This window comes from Mesorhizobium sp. 43Arga (genome assembly GCF_053714255.1).
Genome location: NZ_JBSKBO010000006.1, coordinates 52,902 through 75,820, shown reverse-complemented (window position 1 = coordinate 75,820; position 22,919 = coordinate 52,902). Strand labels below are relative to the sequence as shown.

Sequence of the window (22,919 nt, the reverse complement as noted above, 5' to 3'; positions counted from 1 at the left end):
TAATTACAGCGGAGCCGAGCGAGCACGCGGCCTAGTCGTCACTGCCCCTGATCGATAACGACATGCCGGTGGTGATGGCGATGGTGACCCGTCGTCACGATGACCATATCGCGGCGGTGGTGGCGGTGGCGCCACGCACGCTCGCCGTTGTCGTAGAATGCGACATGTCCGTGATGTCGATGATGAAGCCGGCCGCCCTCGTCGTTATAAACTACGGTGGGACTGTGGTGGTGCCGGTGATGCGTCGAGATCACCACATCAGCCTCGGTGGCCGAGGCAATAGCCGGGAGGCCAATGGAAAGCGCCAAGGCGCCCAAGATCAAAGCCTTCATTTTCATAGTCCTGTCTGCTGAAATGTGTCCCTTCAACAAAGGAATGTGGATCGTTCGCGTTGGTTCCCGCTCGCGAAAGGTTGACGAAAAGCGCACCGTTCATGTTGCGCACAATGAATCGCCGGACTTCGAGGCCCCGGCCGCGGGAAAAACAAAGATTGAAGTTTCGCTGAACATGTCGCGCCGCCGCTGGTTGGAGCAGCTACCCTTGCACGACGACCCATAGTAGTCCCGAGCAGTGTCGGCCTTGCCAGCCCCTTGGATTGCCGAATTTGCATCGCGCACCCTCGAATACCGATCGATGCGTGGCAGCTTGTCGGCAAGTTGACCCAGGGAAGCTTGAGTTCCAGGCGTGACCTTGAGGGACTTAGGCTCGAGATCGAAGAAGCCGATTGTCAGGTAAAGCCGCAGACCTTACCGGCAATCGCCGGCCAGGGGCCGCTGTGACTTTCATCTGAAAGTGCCGAAACCTCAATCATCGCCGTGCATTTCCAAGCGCCTAGACGAACTGTCCGGCGACATCTCCAAATTCAGCGTCGTCAAGCCTTCATACTGCCGAGTTCCGCCGATTTAGCGTGTCGCGGTCGATAACCCAGACGCCACGCGCTCGCTTGCGCTTGAGAAAACAACGAAGGCGAATACCAGCACGGCGGCAGCCACGATCAGTGAGCCCACGGCGACGACCGGCTCAATTGCCGTATAGCCTTGGTGCAGCATCAGATACAGGGCTGGCAGCATCACCACCAATCCGACGTTGTAGAGGCCGTAATGGACCATTGCTGTTCTCCGCGCTGCCTTTGCCGGATTAAGAGCGTAGTAGCCGCCAAAGATTGCGCTTGTGACCCATCCGAGGAGATTGATGTGTGCATGTGCCGGAAATGCACCGTGGTCGCCCGAGATTGCCATCTGCAAGCCGGCGCCGATCCCCAGAATGAGCCATACGATGGCTGTTTTAAAGAAAAGATCTGAAACCTTAGGCATGACACTTCCTCCCCAGAATGCCGATTTCAACAGGCTTATATTAGGCGTTACTGAAAAAGAAATTCAATCAAAAACCTCCACAAATCACAAGGCCGGAAACTGGTGTGAGTTGCACCCGAGATCGTCGAACTTACCTGACCGCGATCGAGACTCAACGGCGACGCAGTTTTCGGGTGACCTGCAGGCCACCGAGCCTTGCCGGCACGTGATAGGAACAGACGCAATCCAAGCCTGGCAAGAGGCGTCACGACGCGCGGGCCGTATGGCCGGTTGTAAGGGACGGCGGCAAGTGGAAAAGCGCTGGGGAAGACTGCTAAAGGCCAAGTATGAAAAGCCCGGCGCGGGGCAGGGCCGGGCTTTTCGTTGTAGGAGAGCGTCGCACTACTCAAAAACTGGCCTGCGACGTCGTACAAGGTATATTAGAATATGGATAATCAGTTTCCGAGTTTCTGCGTCTATCGCATCCCGGCGGGTCGTTTAGGAATTCTTGCCAAATCAGCATTCCAGCGCGTCGGCAATCCGCGCGCAAAGCAGCCCATCCATCATTATTCGGGCGGCGGACACTCGAGGTAGAGAGAACCTTGCCCGAGCTGGGGGCGGGCTTGGTCCGGCGGGGCCGCGAGACGAACAATCTGGCGGAGACTATCCGTGAGCTGAAAGCTAAGTTGTGTGCTGGCGAGCTTCTTCGAACCTATCAGACCGTTGGTGAGCGCGGTGTTGAAGAGCACGCGGCTAGCCGGCAGCTGGCGCAAGCTTCGCCCTCGCAAGGTCGTGCTAGTATCAACGCCGGCGCTCCTGCTGTGAGGCTTAAGCGTTGCGCCGGCAGCACTCGGAACCTCTCAGCCGCCGCCGTCTACGCCGCCGCTTCCACCCGCTTGGCTAAAGACAACTGTACCGTCAGGTTTGCGAACTTCCACCGCCACGACGCCATCATCCTGCTGTCGAGCGGCGAACGACGCCTGGGCATGCTCCCTGGCCTCTTTCAGTGCATCGAAGGGCGTCATTTCAACTACGCCCTGCTTGCCGTACCAAATCACTGTGTAGACCATTGTTACAACGCTCCCAGCCCGCCGAACAGCAAACTATGCGCCCTGTCGCTGGGCCGGTCTATAGGCCGCTGTCAGTTGGGATCCGTTTCGTTCTGGCGGAGCCTGGGACGAAGCCCTCGCATCCGACCGCCCGGTCGTCCTCGAGGTCAAAACCGGTCCCGAAGTGCTGCAACTCCCCCCGCACTTCACTTTTGAGCAGACCAGGAAACCTGGCCTAGTCCCTCGCCAAGGAAGGCGCTGAAGAGATGGGCGTCATCCGTGGAACCGTCCGACAGGTGCTAAGTTCTATATTGCCGGGGCAAGACTGAATGGTCGGCGATTGGACGTTCGGCACGTTCACGAATGAGGTCGTGACGCGCCAGTGAAGCAAGGCCGAACGCGGCCTCGGCTACGCAAGCGAGGCGGAAATGACATCAAAAACACGGACCCCAATCATCCGACCATATGAGGGACCCGCTGGCGGCTGGGGGTCGGCAAAATCCGTCGCAGCGATTATCGCAAGAGAGCATGTCCCCTTGCGGGACCCAAAGCTCCTTTCGATCCAGAACAAGGCTGAAGGGTATATGTGCGTCAGCTGCGCCTGGGCAAAGCCTGCTCAGCCACATCCGCTTGAGTTCTGCGAAAACGGCGCCAAGGCTACCGCGTGGGAGACGACGTCGCGTCGAGCGGGTCCGGCATTTTTTGCCAAACACACGCTGAGCGAACTGGAGACCTGGTCCGATCACGACCTTGAGGAACAAGGCCGCTTGACGCATCCCATGCGCTGGGATGCAGCCAGAGACAAATACGTTCCGGTTGCCTGGTCTGATGCCTTTGATGAGATTGGGAGAGAGTTGCGCTCCCTCGATCCTCATCAGGTTGATCTCTACACATCCGGCCGTGCCTCGCTCGAGACCAGCTACATGTACCAGCTGTTCGCACGCATGTACGGCAGCAACAATCTGCCTGACAGCTCCAACATGTGTCACGAGAGTTCCTCCGTGGCGCTCCCTGAAAGCATCGGTTCATCCGTCGGAACGGCGATCCTGTCCGATTTCGAGAACACCGACTGTATTTTCTACATCGCGCAGAACGTTGGAACCTCGTCGCCTCGGATGCTTCATGATCTCCAGGACGCAGTCAACCGGGGCGTCAAGATCGTCACCTTCAACCTGCTGCGCGAACGGGGGTTGGAGCGCTTTGTCAATCCGCAGTCGCCACAGATGCTGACCGGGAAAGAGACAAAGATCTCATCAGAATATTATCAGGTCAGGAACGGCGGCGATATCGCGGCACTGTTCGGGGTATGCAAAGCGCTGATTGAAGCTGACGACGCCCTCAAGGCATCAGGCGCAAGCCGCGTGGCGGGGCAGGACGGGAAGCCGAAGGACCAAGACAATGCGGCGATGGTCGCCTTTGCGGCCTCGATGGCCTCGGCGGACAACAAGCACGTGCTCGATCACGATTTTATCCAGGAACACACCACTGGTTTTGAGGAATTTGCTCAGGCCGCGCGAGCCCATCAGTGGGACGAACTCGAACGCGTCTCGGGGCTCAGCCGCGCGGAGATGATGCAGGCTGCTAGCACCTACGCGAACGCCAGCGCCGTGATGATGATTTACGGCATGGGCCTGACGCAGCATCTCATGGGTGTCGAGAACGTTCACATGGTCTGCAACCTGGCGCTGCTGCGCGGCAATATCGGCAAGCCCGGAGCAAATATCTGCGCCGTGCGGGGCCATTCCAACGTGCAGGGCCAGCGCACCGTCGGCATCACCGAGAAACCCGGGCTGGCGCCGCTGGACAAGCTTTCCCAGCTCTACGGCTTTGAGCCGCCGACATGGACGGGGCGCTCGACGGTCGAAACCTGCGAAGCGATAATCAACGGCCATTGCCGCGCGTTCATCAGCCTGGGCGGGAACTTCCTGAAAGCCATACCCGACACGGCCGCCATGGAAGAGGAATGGCGCAAGCTCCATCTGAGCGTGCAGATCGCGACAAAGCTCAATCGCAGCCATGTTCTGCACGGAGAGGTCGCCTATCTGCTGCCGTGCCTGGGGCGCATTGAAGTCGACCAGCAGGCAAGCGGTCCCCAGGCGGTGTCAATTGAAAGTTCCATTGCTCATTTCCATGGCTCTCGCGGCAAGGCAAAACCGGCCAGCTCCGAGCTTCTCTCCGAACCTGCCATCGTTGCTGGCATCGCGAAGTCTACGCTCGGACAAACGAAGGTTCCGTGGGACGCCTGGGTCGGGAACTATGCGCAGATACGAGACGCCATCGAGCGCACTTACCCGGAGACGTTCAAGGACTTCAACAAGCGGCTTTTTCAACCTGGCGGATTTGCCAGGCCGTTGCCCGCGCGAGAACGCAAGTGGGTGACGAAAACGGGAAAGGCCAACTTCATCACGCCGCACAGATTGTTTCCCGAGTTCTCCACATCGGGGAGAGCCGACGTCCTGCATCTTTCGACACTGCGATCCAACGACCAGTTCAACACCACGATCTACGGATATAGCGATCGATTTCGTGGCGTTGAAGGCACCCGTCGGGTCGTGTTCATGAACGGCGAGGATATTAGCCGGTTGGGCTTCGTCGATGGCGAGCACATCGATGTGACGACGGCGATCGACGATAACAACATTCGTAAAGTCACTGGCCTGAGGATCGTGCAGTACAACATTCCTAGGGGATGCTGTGCGGCGTATTACCCAGAGGCAAACCCGCTATTCCCTTTGGCTCACCATGACCCGAAGGCAAAAACACCTTCCTATAAACTTCTGCCTGTGCGCCTTACCCGATCGAGCTTTAATCCCGATGGCTAACCAACTTATGGGCTGAGGGCCCCTTGATAGACACAAGAAACCCACACTGGGCATTCGTGGCGGCCGCGTTTCTGCTGATCGGTGTCGGAGCCTGGTTGGGCTGGTTTCGGCAGGCCAGGGAGCTTCGCACCGATCCCCCCGTTGCGGCCGATCTCGATCAATTCCGGGTCATGCCCAATGCGATTAGCGGAACACCGCCAGAGAGTTATTTTGCGCAGGGCAAGCTTTATGAAACGGACGCCTATAATCTGAGCCAAGGCAAGCGCCTTTACGCCTGGTTCGGGTGCTCGACATGCCATGGAGATGGGCGCGGCGGTGTCGGACCCTCCTTCCTTGACGGTTGGTGGCTGTATGGTCCTGAAATGGTCTCCATCGTCGCCTCGATCCGTGATGGCCGCCCGCATGGCATGCCCGCCTTTCACGACCGCATGACCATCGAGCAGATCTGGCAGCTGGCGGGTTATGTCCAGACGATCGGCTCCTATACGCCGAAGACAGCGGCGCCTAGCCGCAACGATGACAAGCAGACCCGCCCAGCCGAGAACCGCGGCCCGGCGAAGATTCTCTTCGATGAGGGCCCGGTCGGTTTCCATCCAGATCAGGGACCTTCGCCGTGAGAGCCCCTCGCATTGTTGCGTTGTCGACTGGTGTTCTGGTGTCAGGCTGCAGTGGTAGCCAGTCTGCGCTTAACCCCTACGGAGCTCCCGCTATTCATGTCGAGCATCTGATCGTCGGGATAGTTGTCCTGTCCGGAGTGATCTGGTTGCTGGTGATGGTCATACTTGCACTGGCGCTCAGGCGGAGGCGTCGGGCCGAGACGGAAGGCCAGACATCGGAAGGTCGGCTCACGACGACGGTCTCGGCCGCAGTCGCGGTGACGGTGGCCATTATCGCGGGCATGACAATCGCCAGCTTCTACACCACCCGCAGCATCGGGCTCCCGCAAAGTGCAGCCGTGACGATCACCGTGAGAGCACAGCAATGGTGGTGGCAAGTCATCTATGCCGGTTCCGACGGCACGTCCACTTTCCAGACCGCCAACGAAATCCATATCCCCGTCGGTCAAGATGTCCGGCTTCAGCTTGAAAGCGCGGACGTCGTCCATTCGTTCTGGGTTCCCAGTCTGGCCGGGAAGCAGGATCTCGTTCCGGGACGCTCAAACGATTTGCTGCTTCGGGCGGAAAAGCCTGGTGTCTATCGCGGCCAATGCGCCGAATTCTGCGGTCTGCAGCATAGCCATATGGCGGTTATGGTCATCGCAGAGGGTCCGTCCGATTACGCGCGCTGGATCACATCCCAGCGCGCCGATGCGATGATGCCGGCCGATCCCGATGCCGCCTCGGGGCAGGCGGCCTTTCTGGCAAAGCCCTGCGCGGCCTGCCATACGATCCGAGGAACGCAAGCCACCGGTACGACGGGACCCGACCTGACGCATATCGGCAGTCGTCAGACAATCGCTGCCGGATTGCTGGAGACCACGCGCGGTTCGCTGGCAGCCTGGATTGCCGATCCGCAGACGCTGAAGCCGGGGAACAATATGCCGATGGTCCCGCTGACCAGCATCGAGCTCCAGAATATCTCCGCCTATATGGACAGTCTCAAATGATTGCAGCAGCGGATCGCGAAGGCGTTCGGGACACCGGGATGGAAGCCGGCGAACTCGATCGTCGACTTGCCGCGACCTGGTCAACACCTTCCGGCCTGTGGGGTGCCCTATCGACAATCGATCATAAGATTATCGGCCGCCGCTACATCGTCACGGCGTTTGTCTTCCTGGCATTTGGCGGAGTGCTGTCTTTGCTGATGCGGCTGCAGCTGGCGCAACCCGAAGCCCGGTTCATCGGGCCCGATCGCTACAACCAGATTTTCACCATGCACGGCTCGAACATGATGTTCCTGTTCGCCGTGCCCGTCATGCAGGCGATGGCCATCTACCTCGTGCCCTTGATGGTGGGGACTCGACACATCGCATTCCCGCGCCTCAACGCGTTCTCCTACTGGATGTACCTTGCCGGGGGCCTGCTGTTGTGGATCGCCTTCGCCGTCGATACCGGTCCGGACGTTGGGTGGTTCGCCTACGTACCGCTGTCGGGGCCCCAATATGCGGCCGGGAAGCGTGCCGACATATGGGCCCAGATGATCACCTTTACCGAGGTTTCCGCTCTCGCCATCGCCGTCGAAATCGTCGTCACCGTATTCAAGCAACGCGCCCCCGGAATGTCGCTGGACAGGATTCCGCTGTTCGTCTGGTCGATGCTGGTCACGTCCTTCCTGGTCATCCTCGCCATGCCGGCGATCATGATCGCCAGCACCAGCCTCATCCTCGATCGGCTCGTGGGGACGCATTTCTTCAACCCGGCCGAAGGCGGTGACGTGCTCCTGTGGCAGCATCTGTTCTGGTTCTTCGGCCACCCTGAGGTCTATATCATCTTCCTGCCGGCGGTGGGCATGGTCTCGAGCATCGTCGCCACATTCACCCAGCGGCCGGTGTTCGGTTATCTGGCCATGGTGATGGCCTTGATCGCGACGGGCGTTCTGGCCTTCGGGCTGTGGGTGCATCATATGTTCGTGGCCGGCCTTCCGCGGCTGGGCGAAAGCTTCTTCACCGCCTCAAGCATGGCGATCGCCGTTCCCGCAGGCCTGCAGATCTTCTGCTGGCTGGCGACGATCTGGGCCGGACGGCCAATCTTCAAGACGCCGTTTTTGTTCGTCATCGGGTTCATCGTCGTGTTCGTCATTGGCGGGCTGACCGGCGTGATGGTGGCATCGGTTCCGTTCGATACCCAGGTTCACGACACCTATTTCGTCGTCGCGCATTTCCACTACGTCCTGGTCGGTGGCGCCGTGTTCCCCTTGCTGGGCGCGGTCTATTACTGGTTTCCGAAATTGACGGGCCGAATGATGAGCGAGACGCTTGGCCGCTGGTCGTTTGGACTCATCTTCTCGGGTTTCAATCTGACTTTCTTCCCCATGCACATTCTCGGCCTGCAAGGCATGCCGCGGCGCATCTACACCTATCAGCCGGAGATGCCGTGGTCCGGCCTGAACATGTTCATCAGTCTCAGCGGGATCGTTCTGGCCGCCGGTTTCCTGCTGTTCTTCATCGACGCCATACGCAGCGCCAGATCAGGTCCCATCGCACCCGCCAATCCGTGGGGGGCCTCGACGCTGGAGTGGGCGACGTCTTCGCCACCGCCGTCCTATAATTTTGCGCGGCTGCCTGTCGTCGAAAGCCTGGAGCCCTTGTCGGACAGATCGGACCCACTTGGTTTCGTCGAGGGTCTGCACACGGACCGGCGCGAACTGCTTATCACCAGTGTCGTGGAAGCGCGTGCGGAAGCGCGTGAATCATCTGTCGGGAATTCGATTTGGCCGCTCCTGGCGGCGCTCGCTACGTCAGCAATGCTGATTTGGTCGATCTTTACCCCATGGGCCGTGGTCTGGGGCTCCATACCGATTGCAATCGCACTCATTGGCTGGTTCTGGCCAAAGGGCGACCCGGAGGACGAGTCATGAAGCGCGGTGTCGTTCTCGACGTGACAAAGCTTCCCGCGCATGGCCTTGGCACTGCCAGCCTGTCCTGGTGGGGAACGCTCGCCTTCATGCTCATCGAAGGCACCGGTTTTGTCCTCTCGATCGTGATTTATCTCTATCTGATGAGCTTGGCACCGCGGTGGCCGCTGGATACCGCGCCGCCTGATCTGCTTGCAGGCACGAGCCTGACAGTCGTTCTGCTTGTAAGCCTCATACCCAATGTCTTTGTCACACGCTGGGCGCGCACCCAAGACTTACGGAAGGTCCGAATTGGCCTCATTGTCATGTCGCTGTTCGGCGTCTTGCCGCTTATCCTACGTGTTTTCGAGTTTCCCGCCATGCACATCAAGTGGGATCAAAACGCCTATGGATCGATTGTATGGGTGATGCTCGGCCTCCATACGACACACATCCTGACCGACCTGGGAGAGACTTTCGTGCTGACCAGCCTGATGTTCACGCACCATGGCGACAATGCACGGCGGTTTGGTGATGTGGCCGACAATGCGATGTACTGGAACTTTGTGGTGCTGACGTGGTTGCCGATGTACGTCTGCCTTTATTGGGTTCCACGACTTTGACCAGACGCTGGTTGCGATACATGGGATTGGTCGTGCCGCCTGCCGCATGGGCGGTCACCACCCAGCTTGGACAAATCACGCCGTATGTGGATTGCCGTCAGAATTTTCCGTGGACGGTCGCGGTTTGTGCGGCGCTTCTAGCGGTTTCCATCGCTGGTGTCGTCGCATCACGCACGGGCTCCGCCGGATTGGCCAGATCCGAGCGATTTATCACCGAAGCGGGTTTCCTGATCGCGCTGGCATTTGTGTTGGCGCTGTCGTTGCAGGGGGCGGCTACGATGCTGCTGGATCCGTGCCAACGCTGATGCGCACACTTGTTTTTTTGATCATGCCCAGCCTGGCTATGGCGCATGGGAACGAGGCACACGGTTCCACATACCCTTGGACGTTTGACCCGTGGATCGTCGTGCCACTCGCTGCACTTGCCATACTGTACGGCGTGGGCGCCATAAGGTTGACGTCGCGGATCAGGAGACCGAGTATGATGATGATCCAGGTCTTGCCGTACTGCGGCGGCATGCTGGCGCTGGCAGGTGCCCTGCTTTCGCCGCTTCATTGGCTTGGCGAACACCTCTTTACCTTCCATATGATCGAGCACGAGATTGTCATGGCCGTGTCGGCTCCTTTGATCGTGCTGGCGCGGCCGGTGGGTCTCCTACTTTGGGGATTGCCCGGAAGAACGCGTCACGCCGCTGGCTCGATGATGCGTATGGCCGTTGTCCGCCGGGCATGGGACTGGTGTACTGGCGCCACCAACGCAACCGTCATTCACGGCGTCGCCATCTGGGCCTGGCACGTGCCCGTCCTGTTCTGCGCCGCCGTGACCGACACGTCCGTCCACCGCCTCCAGCATCTGACCTTCTTCGCGACGGCGATACTGTTCTGGTGGGCAATTGTCTGGCGAAGTGATTATGGCGCCTCGGCATGGCATTTGTTCCTGACCATGATCCACACCAGCATCCTGGGCGTCTTGATGGCGCTTGCCCCGCGCGTGCTCTATGTCGCGCAGACCCAAACCGCGATGGACTGGGGACTAACGCCGCTGGAGGACCAGCAATTGGCGGGCATGATCATGTGGGTGCCCGCAGGAACCGTCTATGCGGCCGCGGCAATGACCATGCTGGCGCTCTGGATCCGGCACTCGGGCGGAAAAAAGGCGCAAAATGTCTAGATTGCTCGCGTCTGTTCCCGGTCGAGCAGCCTTAATGGCCGGCGGCCTTATCGTGGCTTCAACTGCGTTCGTCGCGGCCAACATCGCGCGTGACAATCATACCCGAGCCGCCACCGCGAAAACGATGACCGGTGGCGATCCCGATCGCGCTCCTGCAATCTTTCGGCGCTATGGTTGCTCCGGATGTCACACGATAGGAGGGATCCCGGGGGCGGACGGTCAGACCGGCGCTCCGCTCACCGGTTTATCAAAGCGCGTCTACATTGCCGGGGTGTTGGAAAACCGCTCCGACAATCTTGTCGCCTGGATCGTTTCGCCGAGTAGCTTTTCCCCCCGGACGGCGATGCCGTCCACCGGTATCTCCGAACAGGAAGCACGGGACCTTGCAGCCTATCTCTATGCGCAATGAGCTATGGGTGCGGCGTCGCAATCGGAGGAAGCGCTTTGATGTAGCGCGCGATCGCTTGTCGATCGCCTTCAGGCAGCATGGCAGTGTTCGTTACCACATCGGACATGGATGATCCCACGCGGCCATGATTGGGCGTCTCGCCCGTTTCGAGCATTGTTGAGATATCCGCCTCGCCCCAGCTGCGCAATCTCTGCTGAGTTATGTTGGGCACGAAACCCGTCCCCTGCGGATCGATGCCACCTGCAAAAAGGGTGCCGGACTTGATCGCTCCGAACGCGTTGCGGCTCGAGTGGCACTCTGCGCAGTGCGATACCGTCTCAACGAGATAAGCCCCGCGATCGCGCGTTGATCTTCCTCCGGTGTCTGCGGCCGATCGACCTTGCCGAAAGAACAGAAGTTTCCAGAACCCGATTGACCGACGGACCATGAACAGAATTTTGGGATCGTGGGGCGGTGCACGGCCCGAAACCGCCGGAAGCGTCCGCAGGTAAGCATACAAATCCTTGATGTCGCCAACCGTCATCCCCGTAAAGCTCGTGTAGGGAAAGGAGGGATAGTAATGCTCGCCCCGCGGCGAGACCCCTCCGATAAGGGCATTCGCCAAGTCGGCAGCGGTCCAGCTCCCAATACCGTCGACCGGATCGGGAGAAATGTTTGGTGGCCGGAAGGTGCCGAACGGCGAGGCAAGCGCCATCCCGCCGCCGAGCTTCAGCCGTTCCGATTGACCTGGCGTCGCATGACAGGACGCGCAATCGCCGGCCGCGAAGACGAGTTTGCCCCGCGAGGCATCGCCGCCGTCAAATTGCGGATCGCCTAGAGAAAATGGCGGGCGCGCTGCCGTCACGTACCATGCAATCGCCGCCGCGGCGCATGCTGCCAATAGCGCAATACTCGCAACAACGGCAGCGCGCCGTGTCGTTTTGCCATGCGAAGGATGTGTATCGGCACGTATCACGGTTGATCGTAATTGGAACTCGTTACTCCGGGCGATCATGCGAGCCAACTCGGAGAAGGAGGGGATCTCGGTTTCCCCTTACCCGTGGTGGAGATATCCAGAAACCACGACACGTCCTCGAACAGGCGCTCATCGCCAGCCAGGTTAGCCTCGCCAGTTCGCAGCGACGGATCGGTCTCGTCGATGTTGAGAATGCCTTTGTGTGCGAGGGCATTTTGTCTGGTGAAGCTGCTGAGGACGTTGTGATTACCCTCTCTCGGTACTGGTCGTTGTCCATGGCTCGCTCCTCCGCCCTATTTCAGAGTCAACACCCACGGTCACGTCGAGTTCCACCGTGCTGTAGCGCGCAAATTCGTTTGGCACCTCCGCGCTATCGGGCGACGTTCCGAAAGTGGCGGAGATGTTTGAACTTGAGGCGCTGCACTTCTTCCGGCTTAGTCGACTTCGATAATTTTCCGCGTCGGTTTTGTGGCGGAGGGCCGGCGCCTTTTAACCTGAGCTGACCTCTCCGCGGCCTGTGCCGAAAGACGTAACGCCCGCAATCGCGCCGTCTTTGCATTTCGCGCTTTCGTCTCCGCTTCAGCTAACTGCTTCGCCTCTCGATCGGCGCGCTCGATGCGCTCTTTGTCGACTTGTCGTTGGGTCAAGATAGCCCTCCGTTGGCTAACTGACCTATGAAATTGTCGCTCGCTGAAATTGTTCCCTCGTTCCCGGCGGCCAATTTCATAACCGCACGTATCGAGATTTCCCGCTGGCTTGCTAGGAACGTATCCGATCGGAAAGCGTCGTCGAAATCTGTCCGTGCCAAAACCGAATGCACAACGAAGGGAACGCCATCTGCACGAAGTTTCTTTGCTACATCGACGCATTGGCCCTCGCTAAGGAGAACGTCCAGAACTGCGACATCGGGCGACGAGTATCTAGCAAACCAGCGGCTTGGGCGCATGATCTCGCTGTTGTGACGAGTCCGCCAGCCAGACCTCCAGTCCCAACCGATCAACTCCTCATCCTCAAGCACAAGCACAAGCACAAGGGGGGCGCCGGCCTCATAGAGATAGCTTTGCCGTCGCGGGGCACGGAAATCATGTACCCGGGATGTCGATCAAAAAAATATAATCTGCCCTCTTGAACCGGATTTCGGGTTTTCCCAAATCGTTCTGCGTCGGGGCTTCGGCCCGACCGATTTGGGCGTCGCAGAACGCTGCGATGCTGCTTGTAACCCATGTTGCTTTACGGAGGATATGGCTATGAGAAGCTTCGATTATACCCCTCTCTACCGCTCGACGGTCGGCTTCGACCGTCTCTTTGACATGCTCGACAATGGCGTGCGTTCGGAGTGGCCGCCCTATAACATCGAAAAGGTCGGCTCTGACGACTACCGCATTACGATGGCGATCGCCGGGTTCAGTCCGGACGAAGTCGAGCTCACCCAGCACGGCCCCGAGCTGATTGTCACTGGCCAGAAAAAGCCGGAGGAGGGCAACCGACAGATTCTCCATCAGGGATTGGCCATCGGCAATTTCAGGCAGGCTTTTAAGCTGGCCGACCATGTCAAGGTAGCGGGTGCCGCGCTCGAGAATGGCCTGCTTTCGGTTGACCTAGTGCGCGAGGTCCCTGAGGAGCTCAAGCCTCGCCGCATTGCCATCGACTCGACCGGCAGCACCGCGTCACGGGACGAGACGGCGAAGAACAAGCAGATCAGCCAGGATACGGATCGGCAGCGCAGCGCTGCCTGAATTCCACGCGAACCTCAAAGCTGCGATTTGCCTCCCGGCAGCGTCCGGGAGGCACGGATTGCGGAGAAACGGAGATGACAGGCTTTATTGGCTTTCCAGACACACATCATCGGGACGCAGATCGATCTCCGCTATTCCAGCGGCCAGATGAAATCCTCAACGATCCGGCAATGAGCCGTGCGCAGAAGCGGGCGCTGCTGGCTTCCTGGGCATCCAACGCCCGCGCGGCCTGGCGGCCGTCGATGCGTCAGTTGGAAGACCGCTCGCGCATCGAAGTGGATGAGATTCTCCAAGCGCTCAAGGCGCTGGATGCGGACATTTGCGCAAGCACCAGCCAGCAAACACCAGGACAGTCGCGAAGGCCGGCGCAGCGTCGCGCACGGCTGTCCTTCCCACATTCGGCGCGCATCGTGCGCCATCGTCGGCGCGATGACGATGACGACCCGCCGCCTTGTCCTGTCTTTGCAGCCGTTCCGCCCAGAACTGGCGGTGGCGGTGCCTTTGCTTATCCCGAGCCCGCGCTGGCATTACGCCAGCGCGGGCGTGCCAGTCCTCGGGGGAACATGTCGCCACTCCGAACATTCCTGCTACTAGGCCGATGTGGTCCGTGCTCCGAGGGCATCGAATGGCGAGCGACAAGCTAACAACATACAAGGCCAAGCGCGATTTCAAGAAGACGCTGGAGCCGAGCGGTCAAGGTTCGGTCAAGCCATCCAACCGCCGCCGTTTCGTCATTCAGAAACATGACGCGACGCGGCTGCATTACGATCTGCGACTTGAGCTCGGCGGCGTTTTTAAATCCTGGGCCGTGACGCGCGGTCCCTCCCTCGATCCTCATGACAAGAGGCTCGCCGTCGAGGTGGAAGATCATCCGCTCGACTACGGGGATTTCGAAGGGACGATTCCAAAAGGCCAGTATGGGGGCGGCACAGTCATGCTGTGGGACCGCGGCTATTGGGAGCCCGAGGGAAGGAAGAGCCCCGAGCAGGCGCTGGCCAAGGGCGATTTCAAGTTCACGCTCGAAGGGGAGCGGCTGCATGGCAGTTTCGTGCTGGTGAGGATGGCCAACGACCGCGAACGCGGCAAGCGCACCAACTGGCTGCTGATCAAACATCGCGACGAATATGCAGTCGAGACAAACGGCGCCGCAATCCTCGACAAGAATGACGCCTCTGTCGCGTCTGGACGCAAGATGGAGGCAATTGCTGCCGGCAAGGGCCGCAGCCCGAAACCCTTCATGCTGCAAGGCGTCAAGGCCGGGGCCGATGCGGTGTGGGACAGTCGTACAGGCTTGGCGGCGCAGGAACGGAAAACAAGCGTTCGCGCAAAAAGGAAGAAGCAAGGGACTGTCCCTGCCGCCGATCTTCCCGACTTCATTGCCCCACAGCTCTGCCAGACGCTGGCGCGGCCGCCCTCCCAGGGCGGATGGCTGCACGAGATCAAGTTCGACGGCTATCGCATCCAGATGCGCGTCCTGGGTGGCGAAGCGATCTTGAAGACCCGCAAGGGTCTCGACTGGACGGCCAAATATCCCGCCATTGCCCGAGCCGCCGGCAATCTGCCCGATGCGATTATCGACGGCGAGATCTGCGCGCTCGACGAAAACGGCGCTCCGGACTTCGCCGCCCTCCAGGCAGCGCTGGCCGAGGGCAAGACCGATGCCCTTGTCTACTTCGCCTTCGACCTCCTGTTCGAAGGCGCTGAGGATTTGCGTGTCTTGCCACTGAGTAAGCGCAAGGCGCGATTGCGTCAGTTTCTGGCCGAGACGGGTGAGGACGATCGCATCCGCTTCGTTGAACATTTCGAAACCGGCGGCGAGGCAGTGCTTCGCTCGGCCTGCCGGCTGTCCCTGGAAGGCATCGTGTCGAAGCGCGCCGATGCGCCCTACGTTTCCGGCCGCACCGAGACGTGGGCGAAGTCGAAGTGTCGTGCAGGCCATGAGGTCGTCATCGGCGCCTATGCCACAACGAATGGCAAATTCCGGTCGCTTCTGGTCGGCGTCAATCGCGGCGATCACTTCGTCTATGTCGGCCGCGTGGGCACAGGATATGGCGCATCCAAGGTCAGAAACCTGCTGCCGAAGTTGAAAGCTGCCGCGACCCGGCAATCACCCTTCACTGGCATCGGCGCGCCGAAGAACGAACCCGGCGTCATCTGGCTGAAGCCGGAGCTGGTGGCCGAGATCGAGTTCGCCGGCTGGACGTCCGACGGGCTGGTGCGCCAAGCCGCCTTCAAAGGCTTGCGTGAGGACAAACCGGCAGGGGAGGTCGAAGCCGATAAGCCTGCCTCGCCGGAGAAGACCAAGGTGCCCCTGCCGCGGGAGCCGATCGCGGCGAAGCCCTCCCGCAGCCGCGGCAAGGTCGATGTCATGGGTGTGCTGATCTCGAACCCGGACAAGCCGCTGTGGCCCGATGCCAATGATGGCACCCCCGTAACCAAGGAAGATCTCGCCCGCTATTACGAAGCTGTCGGTCCCTGGCTGATCGAGCACATCCGCGGGCGGCCCTGCTCAATCATCCGCGCGCCGGATGGAATCGGCGGCGAGCAGTTCTTCCAGCGTCATGCGATGCCCGGAACGTCAAATCTTCTTGAACTGGTGAAAGTGTTCGGCGACAAGAAGCCCTACCTGCAGATCGACCGTGTGGAGGGTCTCGCCGCCGTCGCCCAGATCGGTGCGCTGGAATTGCATCCCTGGAATTGCGAGCCACAGCAGCCGGAGGTGCCGGGCCGGCTCGTCTTCGATCTTGATCCAGGTCCCGACGTCCCGTTCAAAACGGTTGTCGAGGCGGCCAAGGAAATGCGCGCGCGCCTCGACGATCTTGGGCTCGTCAGCTTCTGCAAGACGACCGGAGGTAAAGGGCTGCACGTCGTCACGCCCTTGGCGGTCACCAAGCGCAGCAAGCTCACCTGGCCGGAGGCAAAAGGTTTTGCTCATGATGTTTGCCTGCAGATGGCGCAGGACAATTCCGCCCTCTACCTGACAAAGATGGCGAAGAACCAGCGCATCGGCCGCATCTTCCTCGACTATCTGCGCAACGATCGCATGGCGACCGCCGTGGCACCGCTATCGCCGCGGGCCAGGCCCGGCGCGACGGTCTCCATGCCACTCACCTGGGCACAAGTCAAAACCGATCTCGATCCGAAGCGCTTCACCGTGCGCACCGTGCCCGGGCTGCTGGCAAAGAGCGCGGCCTGGAAAGACTATGGCGATGGCCATCGCCTCCTGGAAGCATCCATCAAGCGACTGGCAAGATCGATGCGTCGGGCGGCCTGACGCGCGATGGACTGGGAGACCAGGACAGCCAGTCTCGACGTCTAGCGCTTGCTGGGTCGATTCTGCGCTTCGACGGACTTCCGCAGGGCATCCATGATATTGATGACGTTGTTCGGCGTCGCCTTCTGCTCGGAGGCCTTCGCCTTGGCCGGACGCTTTGTCTTCTTCCGCTTAGCTTCGATGATTTCCAGCAGCTTGTCCTGCACAGGGTCGGAGACCAGCTTGCTGTCCCAATGACGGGTCTGCTTCTTGATGAATTCTTGGATGAGGGGCAGCAGCTCTGGATCGGACTTGTCCCGGTCGATGCCCTCGAAATAGGCGTCCTCATCCCTGACCTCGTCGCCATAGCGCAGGGTCCACAGCACAATGCCCTTGCCGCGGGGTTCCAGCATCACCGCGCGCTCGCGCCGCGAGATCACCAGCCTGGAGATGCCAACCATGTCTTCCGCCGCCATGGCGTCGTGGATGACCGAAAAGGCTTCCTGGCCGACCGGATCGCTTGGCGAGAGGTAATAAGGCGTATCGAGCCAGATCCATTCGATGGAATCGCGCGGCGAGAACACATCGATATCGATCGTCCTGGTGCTGTCGAGTGCGACGCTCTCCAATTCCTCGTCTTCGAGAATGATGTACTCATTCTCACCACGCTGATACCCCTTGACCTCCTCCTCCTCCTCGACCTCCTTGCCCGTGACGGCATCGACGTAGTGGCTGACCACGCGGTTGTTGGTCTCGCGGTTGAGCGTATGGAAACGGACCTTTTCGCTCTCCGATGTCGCCGGCATCATCTGCACCGGGCAGGTGACCAACGAGAGCTTCAGATAACCTTTCCAATAGGGTCGAACGGCCATGATGGTCTCCGATCAGGCCGCGCGTCTGGAATTGGCGACGCGCTTGGGCTGCTTTCCGTTGCGGTCGGTCTTCCCGGCAACAGCGCGTTTCGGCTTCTGGTCGGGTACCAGTCCGGCGCTCCTGCGCAAGGTCTCCAGAAGATCGCTAGGCTTCGACGGTGGCGGCGCCTTCTTCTTGGGGAGTGGCTTACCTTCTATCTTTGCCTTGACGAGTTCGGCCACCGCTGCGTCGTAGCGGTCGTCGAAGGCCTTGGCGTCAAACGAGCCTTTCTTTGTATTGATGATGTGTTTGGCGAGATCGAGCATTTCACCCTCGATCTTGATCTCGGGAATGTCCGCGAACGCTTCCTTCGCCGAGCGCACCTCATAGTCGAAGTTCAGCGTGGTGCCGATCAGGCCGTTGCCATGCGGGCGGATAAGCACCGTGCGCAGCCGCCGGAACAGAACCGTACGCGCCAGGGCAGCGACTTTCGCCTGTCGCATGCCGTCGCGCAGCAGCTTGAATGCGTCGGCGCCCATCCGGTCCGGCGCGAGATAATACGGCTTGTCGAAATAGACGTCGTCAATCTCGTCGCAGGGCACGAATGCCTCGATCTTAAGCGTCTTGTCGCTCTCCGGGACCGCGGCCGCGACTTCCTCGGGTTCGAGGACGACGTAGTCGCCGGTCTCCATCTCGTACCCTTTTACCTGATCGCCGCGCTCGACCGGATCGCCAGTCTCGCTATCGATAAACTCACGGCGGACGCGGTTACCTGTAGCGCGGTTGAGCGTGCTGAAGGCGATGCGCTCGGACGATGACACGGCGGTATAGAGCGCCACCGCGCAGGCAACGTCACCGAATTTGATGTACCCCTTCCAGTTCGCTCGTGCTCCAACCATGACACACTCCGGCACAACTTTTGCGAGTCAATAAGCTGCTGGCGGCCGATATGGTTCCAGAGTCGCAAAGAATCTGGATTCAATGCGTTGGCGGAGTGAGTAGATAGGATCCCGAGGCGCCTCCGGCAGGCGCTCGACAAGCGCATGGCGACGCCGGGCTCGATGGGGAGGCGTTTCAGTCCGGCCGATGTTGGGCGGAACGGGGATGAACTGGAGGCCAAGCCGCTGCCTCCAGCAATTTCCCGATCGCTCGAGCCGAGACCGGTTTGCTGTAGTGGTAGCCTTGCATTTCATCGCAGTTGTTCTTGAGCAGGAAGGCTACCTGGTCATCGGTTTCGACGCCCTCGGCGACAACCCTCATATTCAGCTTTTGAGCTAAAGAGATCACGGCGCTGACAACAGCCTGATCGTTTTCATCTTCAGCGACGTTGTCGATGAAGGATTTATCGATCTTCAGTCGCGCCACAGGAAACGTCTTAAGTGCGCTGAGGCTAGAATAGCCCGTCCCGAAATCGTCGATCGAGATCTGAACGCCCAGCTCCTGCAAACCGTCATCGGGGAGAAATCGGAGCGTCAAGGATTAGGGAGAGCTAATGTATTTGATTATCGGCTCTTCCCACTGCATTGGCTCTTCGGCTCCCGGTCGATCGAAGCCCGCCGCCCCAAAGGAGTCGGCGGGCTATTCTCTTACCAACCTTGCCTCTTATACCAGTCGTCAATATCGCTGCGAGCGCGATCACGTTCGATGCCGTAGCGCTCCTGAATCTTACCTTCCAGCTGATCGCGTTTACCAGCGATGCGATCAAGGTCATCATCAGTGAGTTTTCCCCACTGTTCTTTGACCTTGCCCTTCACCTGCTTCCAGTTTCCCTCGACGCGGTTCCAGTCCATCACGACCTCCTTCGTTAGAAACAAATCGAACGTCGTTTCGCCACTTAAGTTCCAGGCCACCCGAGCTTGCCGTTGCGGAAAGGCCCGCTCGACGCGCATGACGGATCTTTTAGCGCGGCGAGTTACCCGCCCCAGGACCTCCAGGGAGGTTGACCGGCGTCGGCTGGCATGGTCGAGGCAATCGCCCACCGCCTCGGGAAGTAACGTCAGCGAGCCCATCTGCAACACATGGATCCGACGACTTGTCGCTGGCGTGCGCCGGGCCAGCAAGAGCCCCGGGGGATCCAAGCGTGGCCGACCTCTGTCGATTCATGACCGGCTGAGCATTGCCGACGTTCATGCGGTCGACCTGGGTCCGTGCACCAAACACAACGGCGACGTACGATTGCGCAACACCTTCGGGGTGAAAGACGACCGGCGAGGAACGTTCTCGGTATGCGCGCAACTTACCCTCAGGGGCTTCCCCGGCCAGCCTCGGGAGGAACCCCTGCTTCAGCTTCGGGCGTCGTGGGAACCTCGGTCAACGCAGTCCGTTGTCATGCATCAAGTTGCGGCCCTCTCTGGAAATGGGCAGGGCGCGCGATGACAACACAAAGGATGACCACGATGAGCTACAAAAGTCTCGCTGCCGCCACCGCGTTTGCAACCCTTATTGCCTCAGGGGCCTTTGCCGCGAACGTGGTGACATCGGCGCCTGCCGACAGCAATGCTGCGACAACTGCCGCGGTCGCGCCAAATGGCAGCCTTGTTTCCAAAATAATCGGCGCTACCGTTTACAATGGAACAGACGCTAATGCCCAGACGATCGGCAAGGTCAATGACGTCCTCCTTGCGAAGGACGGCAAGGCCCAGTCGCTCATCATCGGCGTCGGGGGCTTTCTCGGCATCGGTGAAAAGAACGTCGCTTTCGACTTCAACAAGGCCCAGTGGGCCGAGAAGGACGGCAAACGCTGGCTTGTGATCAAGACCACCAAGGAAGATCTCCAGGCTCAGCCGAACTTCGATACTAAGGCCTATGATCCGACCACGGCTTCCAACACAGCCCCAGCACCAACGACAGTGGCGCCCGACTCAACCACCACCGGGGCTGTCGACAAGACGGCTTTGACCGCCGTTCCGATCGACAAGGTCCGGGCCGAGGATCTGGTCGGCACGACCGTCTATGGCGCAAACGATGCCAAGGTTGGAAAGATCGGCGACGTTGTGCTGACGGGCGACAAGAAAGTCGACGCCGTCCTGATCGATGTTGGTGGGTTCCTTGGGATGGGCGCTAAGGAGGTGGCCGTTGGCATGGACAACCTCAAGTTCATGACGGACAAGTCAGGAAATAGGTACCTATATACAAATTTTACAAAAGAGCAGTTTAATGCGCAGCCAGCCTATGAAAAAGGCACTTACGCCAGCGCGCGCGACAAACAACGTATGGTTGGAAACTAGAGGTGCTTCGCGACCCGGTTCGTATCGACCGGGTCGCGATTATTTGCGGCCCGAATAGTATTGCGCTTTGCGCAACATCGGCCGCGTAGCCCTAATGATATTGACGAGGTACGCGCTTCTTCTCAGAGGCCTCGTGTTTCATCAATGCGCCGCTTTTATAAGCCCTTCAAGAATCTGGAAGTCGTCCAAATCCTGGTATGGCGTAAGATCCAAGTCCGCCGGGACGCGTCTCAACTTTTCCTCGTCGATCGGCTTTTCATGAGCTTTCATCACCCCTTGGTAGGCTCGCCATGTTAAACCCGCTCCTCGCACGGCGTCGCGCTCGGCGCGCAGCGCAATCTGGTGCGCGTGCAGGTAGTGGAGCCGCAGTTCATCAAGCAAGGCTTTTTCGACGACTTCATGCGTTACCAAGAACGGCGCCAGCCTGAAGTTCCGTCCCTTCCAAAGCAGTGTCCGGGGAAGGTGCCGGTCGATGTAAATGGTCTTCGCGTCGTCGCTGTAGCCGGCAATATATGGAATATCGAAGTCGTGGCTAATGCTGACGCGCCTGTATAGTGCCGTCACAACGTCGGCCAGTACGCGATCATCCACCTCCTCGGAGGTGTGGTGAACTTCGTTGTCGAGCTTCAAAGGCGCTATAACCTTGGGCACTGCCGACGAACCCCGCTGTCCAGGAAAGGCTGCGATCGCACAAGCTGATCTAGACGCAGAAGGTTTGGACACAAAGGAAGCTGCGTCCTCGCTCTCGACCAGCGCTGAAGGAAGAATATCAATTGGTCAGCTCCATGAAATCGCAAGTCGAGCCAAGCACCAAGGCCCGCGCTCCCAGCGCAGCGCGGGCCGAGCAGCCCCCGTGGCCAGCGCCGATACCAGGACGACGCCGTACCGCATTAAACGTAGACCCCGGGGGTAGGTTCCCCTGGGCGTCCGATACCAGTTCCCGGTGCCGGCCACACCTTGGAGAAAGCCGGAGGCGCTTTATTGGCGGATTCTTTCGCGGCGGGCAGATGAGATTTCGGGGGCCGGTCGGAGCAAGCGCCACACACTTCACATTGGACTGTGCAGGGGGACCGGGCGGGCAGAAGTCGATCGAGACTGCGCTGCTGTTACGCGTCTGCGGGAAGATGTCCGTCGATGCGAAAGTGCTTGCACGAAACCGGCGGGTGAGGGGTCCTAGAGGGGACCCCTCGGTGACCGGATCAGGCAGCCTGCTGTTCGGCAGCACGGTCGTTCACGCCCGCCTTGCCAAGCGACGTCAGTGCTTCGCCGGTGGCTTTTTCTTCTTCCAGGTTGGCTTTGAGCAGTTCCACGACATCCCTGCCTAGAGATGTCGCCCATGCAATCAGAGTGCCATAGCGCGCGATCTCGTAGTGTTCGACGGCCTGGGCGGCGCCTACGAGCCCAGCGTCCAGTGAGACCGAGCCATTGTAGTCCTCGAGAATCTCGGAGCCTTCCTCGAGTATGCCGTCGATGGCACCGGTGCCAGCACCCTTCAGCCACTTGTCGGCTGTCGCCAGGTAGTGGCCGGCTAAAGCCACAAGGGGTTTGGTTGTTGCCTGGACAACGAAGTCTTCAGCTCCGCGGGCCGATCGTGCAACGGCAGCTGGATCAGCGGGCCGGCCTGCCCGAGCTACAAGTATGTCGAAGACGACCAGGTGCGGGAGTGTCTCGACTGAGCTTGCGTAGGCGGCTCTCTGCTGGATGAAGCCGAATTTGCAGCGCGTCGAAAGAGGCGCGGCCTATTATTTCACCGTCGACGACGAATTCCGTTGCGGCAAGCCCACTCAAGGCCGCGGGGAAATAGCGACCAAGCGGTTTGCCGGATTTTGCCCTGAGGTCGACGGCCTTGCCGCTCTTGAAGGTGAGGCGGCGGAAGCCATCCCATTTCGGTTCGGCCGTTACCATCCCTCTTCCGTATTGCGTTGGGGGAGGTCGAGGCCGCAGCAAACCCAGCTGAGCGGCTGCGCGGATCCGTAACTGTATTGCGGCTCGAGTGCGGCAGGATTGTAAGGTTCGGACATGTAGCGCGCTTTCGTCA

At 59.8% G+C, this 22,919-nt stretch carries 22 protein-coding genes and 1 pseudogene; 13 read left to right on the top strand and 10 right to left on the bottom strand.

Annotated features, from left to right (window positions below; genetic code table 11):
* Window positions 1-38: 38 nt before the first annotated feature.
* The 3 genes from ACWGS8_RS21085 to ACWGS8_RS21075 all read right to left on the bottom strand — a co-directional run bounded on the left by ACWGS8_RS21085 (window position 39) and on the right by ACWGS8_RS21075 (window position 2,362).
* A complete protein-coding gene (locus ACWGS8_RS21085; RefSeq protein ID WP_454582725.1) occupies window positions 39-332 on the bottom strand; it encodes a hypothetical protein in 294 nt (97 codons plus the stop codon).
* A 570-nt stretch (window positions 333-902) separates the two neighbouring features.
* Window positions 903-1,313, bottom strand: coding sequence for a heme-copper oxidase family protein (locus tag ACWGS8_RS21080; protein WP_019863754.1), 411 nt, complete (start codon window positions 1,311-1,313; stop codon window positions 903-905).
* Between the two features lie 839 nt (window positions 1,314-2,152).
* Entirely contained in the window at window positions 2,153-2,362 is a 210-nt protein-coding gene (locus ACWGS8_RS21075; protein ID WP_454582724.1) for a hypothetical protein, read from the bottom strand.
* 407 nt (window positions 2,363-2,769) lie between these two features.
* Here ACWGS8_RS21075 and ACWGS8_RS21070 point away from each other — a divergent pair, with 407 nt between their 5' ends.
* Genes ACWGS8_RS21070 through ACWGS8_RS21035 form a run of 8 tightly spaced genes read left to right on the top strand, consistent with a single transcriptional unit; the run spans window position 2,770 to window position 10,858 of the window.
* The gene (locus ACWGS8_RS21070; protein ID WP_454582723.1) at window positions 2,770-5,163 is read left to right on the top strand and encodes an FdhF/YdeP family oxidoreductase; all 2,394 of its coding nucleotides are present in this window, start codon (window positions 2,770-2,772) and stop codon (window positions 5,161-5,163) included.
* Between the two features lie 56 nt (window positions 5,164-5,219).
* Window positions 5,220-5,780 carry a c-type cytochrome gene (locus tag ACWGS8_RS21065; RefSeq protein WP_454582722.1) on the top strand — a complete coding sequence of 187 codons (561 nt, stop codon included), beginning with the start codon at window positions 5,220-5,222 and terminating at the stop codon, window positions 5,778-5,780.
* Between the two features lie 20 nt (window positions 5,781-5,800).
* On the top strand, window positions 5,801-6,769 hold the full coding sequence (gene coxB / locus ACWGS8_RS21060) for a cytochrome c oxidase subunit II (protein WP_454582721.1): 969 nt from the start codon (window positions 5,801-5,803) through the stop codon (window positions 6,767-6,769).
* 38 nt (window positions 6,770-6,807) lie between these two features.
* On the top strand, window positions 6,808-8,679 hold the full coding sequence (gene ctaD / locus ACWGS8_RS21055) for a cytochrome c oxidase subunit I (protein ID WP_454583028.1): 1,872 nt from the start codon (window positions 6,808-6,810) through the stop codon (window positions 8,677-8,679).
* A complete protein-coding gene (locus ACWGS8_RS21050; protein WP_454582720.1) occupies window positions 8,676-9,278 on the top strand; it encodes a cytochrome c oxidase subunit 3 in 603 nt (200 codons plus the stop codon). Before ctaD ends, ACWGS8_RS21050 begins: the two co-directional genes overlap by 4 nt.
* A 20-nt stretch (window positions 9,279-9,298) precedes the next feature.
* Complete coding sequence (locus ACWGS8_RS21045) at window positions 9,299-9,583, top strand: hypothetical protein (protein WP_454582719.1); 285 nt, start codon at window positions 9,299-9,301, stop codon at window positions 9,581-9,583.
* Window positions 9,583-10,449 carry a cytochrome c oxidase assembly protein gene (locus ACWGS8_RS21040; RefSeq protein WP_454582718.1) on the top strand — a complete coding sequence of 289 codons (867 nt, stop codon included), beginning with the start codon at window positions 9,583-9,585 and terminating at the stop codon, window positions 10,447-10,449. The genes ACWGS8_RS21045 and ACWGS8_RS21040 overlap by 1 nt, the downstream gene beginning before the upstream one ends.
* Window positions 10,450-10,483: 34 nt before the next feature.
* Window positions 10,484-10,858, top strand: a complete 375-nt coding sequence (locus ACWGS8_RS21035; RefSeq protein WP_454582717.1) for a c-type cytochrome — start codon at window positions 10,484-10,486, stop codon at window positions 10,856-10,858.
* A gap of 1 nt (window position 10,859) precedes the next feature.
* Here ACWGS8_RS21035 and ACWGS8_RS21030 read toward each other — a convergent pair whose 3' ends face one another.
* Window positions 10,860-11,852, bottom strand: a complete 993-nt coding sequence (locus ACWGS8_RS21030) for a c-type cytochrome (RefSeq protein ID WP_454582716.1) — start codon at window positions 11,850-11,852, stop codon at window positions 10,860-10,862.
* Between the two features lie 1,208 nt (window positions 11,853-13,060).
* Here ACWGS8_RS21030 and ACWGS8_RS21025 point away from each other — a divergent pair.
* The 3 genes from ACWGS8_RS21025 to ligD all read left to right on the top strand — a co-directional run bounded on the left by ACWGS8_RS21025 (window position 13,061) and on the right by ligD (window position 16,823).
* The gene (locus ACWGS8_RS21025) at window positions 13,061-13,549 is read left to right on the top strand and encodes an Hsp20 family protein (RefSeq protein ID WP_454582715.1); all 489 of its coding nucleotides are present in this window, start codon (window positions 13,061-13,063) and stop codon (window positions 13,547-13,549) included.
* A 74-nt stretch (window positions 13,550-13,623) separates the two neighbouring features.
* Complete coding sequence (locus ACWGS8_RS21020; protein ID WP_454582714.1) at window positions 13,624-14,193, top strand: hypothetical protein; 570 nt, start codon at window positions 13,624-13,626, stop codon at window positions 14,191-14,193.
* The gene (ligD, locus tag ACWGS8_RS21015; protein ID WP_454582713.1) at window positions 14,175-16,823 is read left to right on the top strand and encodes a DNA ligase D; all 2,649 of its coding nucleotides are present in this window, start codon (window positions 14,175-14,177) and stop codon (window positions 16,821-16,823) included. Before ACWGS8_RS21020 ends, ligD begins: the two co-directional genes overlap by 19 nt.
* A 41-nt stretch (window positions 16,824-16,864) precedes the next feature.
* Here ligD and ku (ACWGS8_RS21010) read toward each other — a convergent pair whose 3' ends face one another.
* From ku (ACWGS8_RS21010) to ACWGS8_RS20995, 4 genes are all read right to left on the bottom strand, one after another.
* Window positions 16,865-17,674, bottom strand: coding sequence for a non-homologous end joining protein Ku (ku, locus tag ACWGS8_RS21010; protein WP_454582712.1), 810 nt, complete (start codon window positions 17,672-17,674; stop codon window positions 16,865-16,867).
* 12 nt (window positions 17,675-17,686) lie between these two features.
* Complete coding sequence (gene ku, locus ACWGS8_RS21005; RefSeq protein WP_454582711.1) at window positions 17,687-18,553, bottom strand: non-homologous end joining protein Ku; 867 nt, start codon at window positions 18,551-18,553, stop codon at window positions 17,687-17,689.
* 175 nt (window positions 18,554-18,728) lie between these two features.
* A complete protein-coding gene (locus ACWGS8_RS21000) occupies window positions 18,729-19,100 on the bottom strand; it encodes an EAL domain-containing protein (RefSeq protein ID WP_454582710.1) in 372 nt (123 codons plus the stop codon).
* A 140-nt stretch (window positions 19,101-19,240) separates the two neighbouring features.
* Entirely contained in the window at window positions 19,241-19,444 is a 204-nt protein-coding gene (locus tag ACWGS8_RS20995; protein WP_454583027.1) for a CsbD family protein, read from the bottom strand.
* Between the two features lie 606 nt (window positions 19,445-20,050).
* Here ACWGS8_RS20995 and ACWGS8_RS20990 point away from each other — a divergent pair.
* On the top strand, window positions 20,051-20,881 hold the full coding sequence (locus tag ACWGS8_RS20990) for a PRC-barrel domain-containing protein (RefSeq protein WP_454582709.1): 831 nt from the start codon (window positions 20,051-20,053) through the stop codon (window positions 20,879-20,881).
* Between the two features lie 141 nt (window positions 20,882-21,022).
* Here ACWGS8_RS20990 and ACWGS8_RS20985 read toward each other — a convergent pair whose 3' ends face one another.
* Both ACWGS8_RS20985 and ACWGS8_RS20980 read right to left on the bottom strand, forming a co-directional pair.
* A complete protein-coding gene (locus tag ACWGS8_RS20985) occupies window positions 21,023-21,511 on the bottom strand; it encodes a hypothetical protein (RefSeq protein WP_454582708.1) in 489 nt (162 codons plus the stop codon).
* A 569-nt stretch (window positions 21,512-22,080) separates the two neighbouring features.
* Window positions 22,081-22,362, bottom strand: a pseudogene (locus ACWGS8_RS20980) (YciE/YciF ferroxidase family protein); the annotation flags it as partial.
* 220 nt (window positions 22,363-22,582) lie between these two features.
* Between ACWGS8_RS20980 and ACWGS8_RS20975 the strand changes: the two are divergent.
* Window positions 22,583-22,858, top strand: a complete 276-nt coding sequence (locus ACWGS8_RS20975; protein ID WP_454582707.1) for a hypothetical protein — start codon at window positions 22,583-22,585, stop codon at window positions 22,856-22,858.
* Window positions 22,859-22,919: the final 61 nt, after the last annotated feature.

Coding starts and splice junctions, on each gene's coding strand:
- ACWGS8_RS21085 (WP_454582725.1), bottom strand. CDS start 332: ATGAAGGCTTTGATCTTGGGCGCCTTGGCGCTTTCCATTGGCCTCCCG.
- ACWGS8_RS21080 (WP_019863754.1), bottom strand. CDS start 1,313: ATGCCTAAGGTTTCAGATCTTTTCTTTAAAACAGCCATCGTATGGCTC.
- ACWGS8_RS21075 (WP_454582724.1), bottom strand. CDS start 2,362: ATGGTCTACACAGTGATTTGGTACGGCAAGCAGGGCGTAGTTGAAATG.
- ACWGS8_RS21070 (WP_454582723.1), top strand. CDS start 2,770: ATGACATCAAAAACACGGACCCCAATCATCCGACCATATGAGGGACCC.
- ctaD (WP_454583028.1), top strand. CDS start 6,808: ATGGAAGCCGGCGAACTCGATCGTCGACTTGCCGCGACCTGGTCAACA.
- ACWGS8_RS21050 (WP_454582720.1), top strand. CDS start 8,676: ATGAAGCGCGGTGTCGTTCTCGACGTGACAAAGCTTCCCGCGCATGGC.
- ACWGS8_RS21045 (WP_454582719.1), top strand. CDS start 9,299: ATGGGATTGGTCGTGCCGCCTGCCGCATGGGCGGTCACCACCCAGCTT.
- ACWGS8_RS21040 (WP_454582718.1), top strand. CDS start 9,583: ATGCGCACACTTGTTTTTTTGATCATGCCCAGCCTGGCTATGGCGCAT.
- ACWGS8_RS21035 (WP_454582717.1), top strand. CDS start 10,484: ATGGCCGGCGGCCTTATCGTGGCTTCAACTGCGTTCGTCGCGGCCAAC.
- ACWGS8_RS21030 (WP_454582716.1), bottom strand. CDS start 11,852: ATGATCGCCCGGAGTAACGAGTTCCAATTACGATCAACCGTGATACGT.
- ACWGS8_RS21025 (WP_454582715.1), top strand. CDS start 13,061: ATGAGAAGCTTCGATTATACCCCTCTCTACCGCTCGACGGTCGGCTTC.
- ACWGS8_RS21020 (WP_454582714.1), top strand. CDS start 13,624: ATGACAGGCTTTATTGGCTTTCCAGACACACATCATCGGGACGCAGAT.
- ligD (WP_454582713.1), top strand. CDS start 14,175: ATGGCGAGCGACAAGCTAACAACATACAAGGCCAAGCGCGATTTCAAG.
- ku (WP_454582712.1), bottom strand. CDS start 17,674: ATGGCCGTTCGACCCTATTGGAAAGGTTATCTGAAGCTCTCGTTGGTC.
- ku (WP_454582711.1), bottom strand. CDS start 18,553: ATGGTTGGAGCACGAGCGAACTGGAAGGGGTACATCAAATTCGGTGAC.
- ACWGS8_RS20995 (WP_454583027.1), bottom strand. CDS start 19,444: ATGGACTGGAACCGCGTCGAGGGAAACTGGAAGCAGGTGAAGGGCAAG.
- ACWGS8_RS20990 (WP_454582709.1), top strand. CDS start 20,051: ATGAGCTACAAAAGTCTCGCTGCCGCCACCGCGTTTGCAACCCTTATT.
- ACWGS8_RS20975 (WP_454582707.1), top strand. CDS start 22,583: ATGAAGCCGAATTTGCAGCGCGTCGAAAGAGGCGCGGCCTATTATTTC.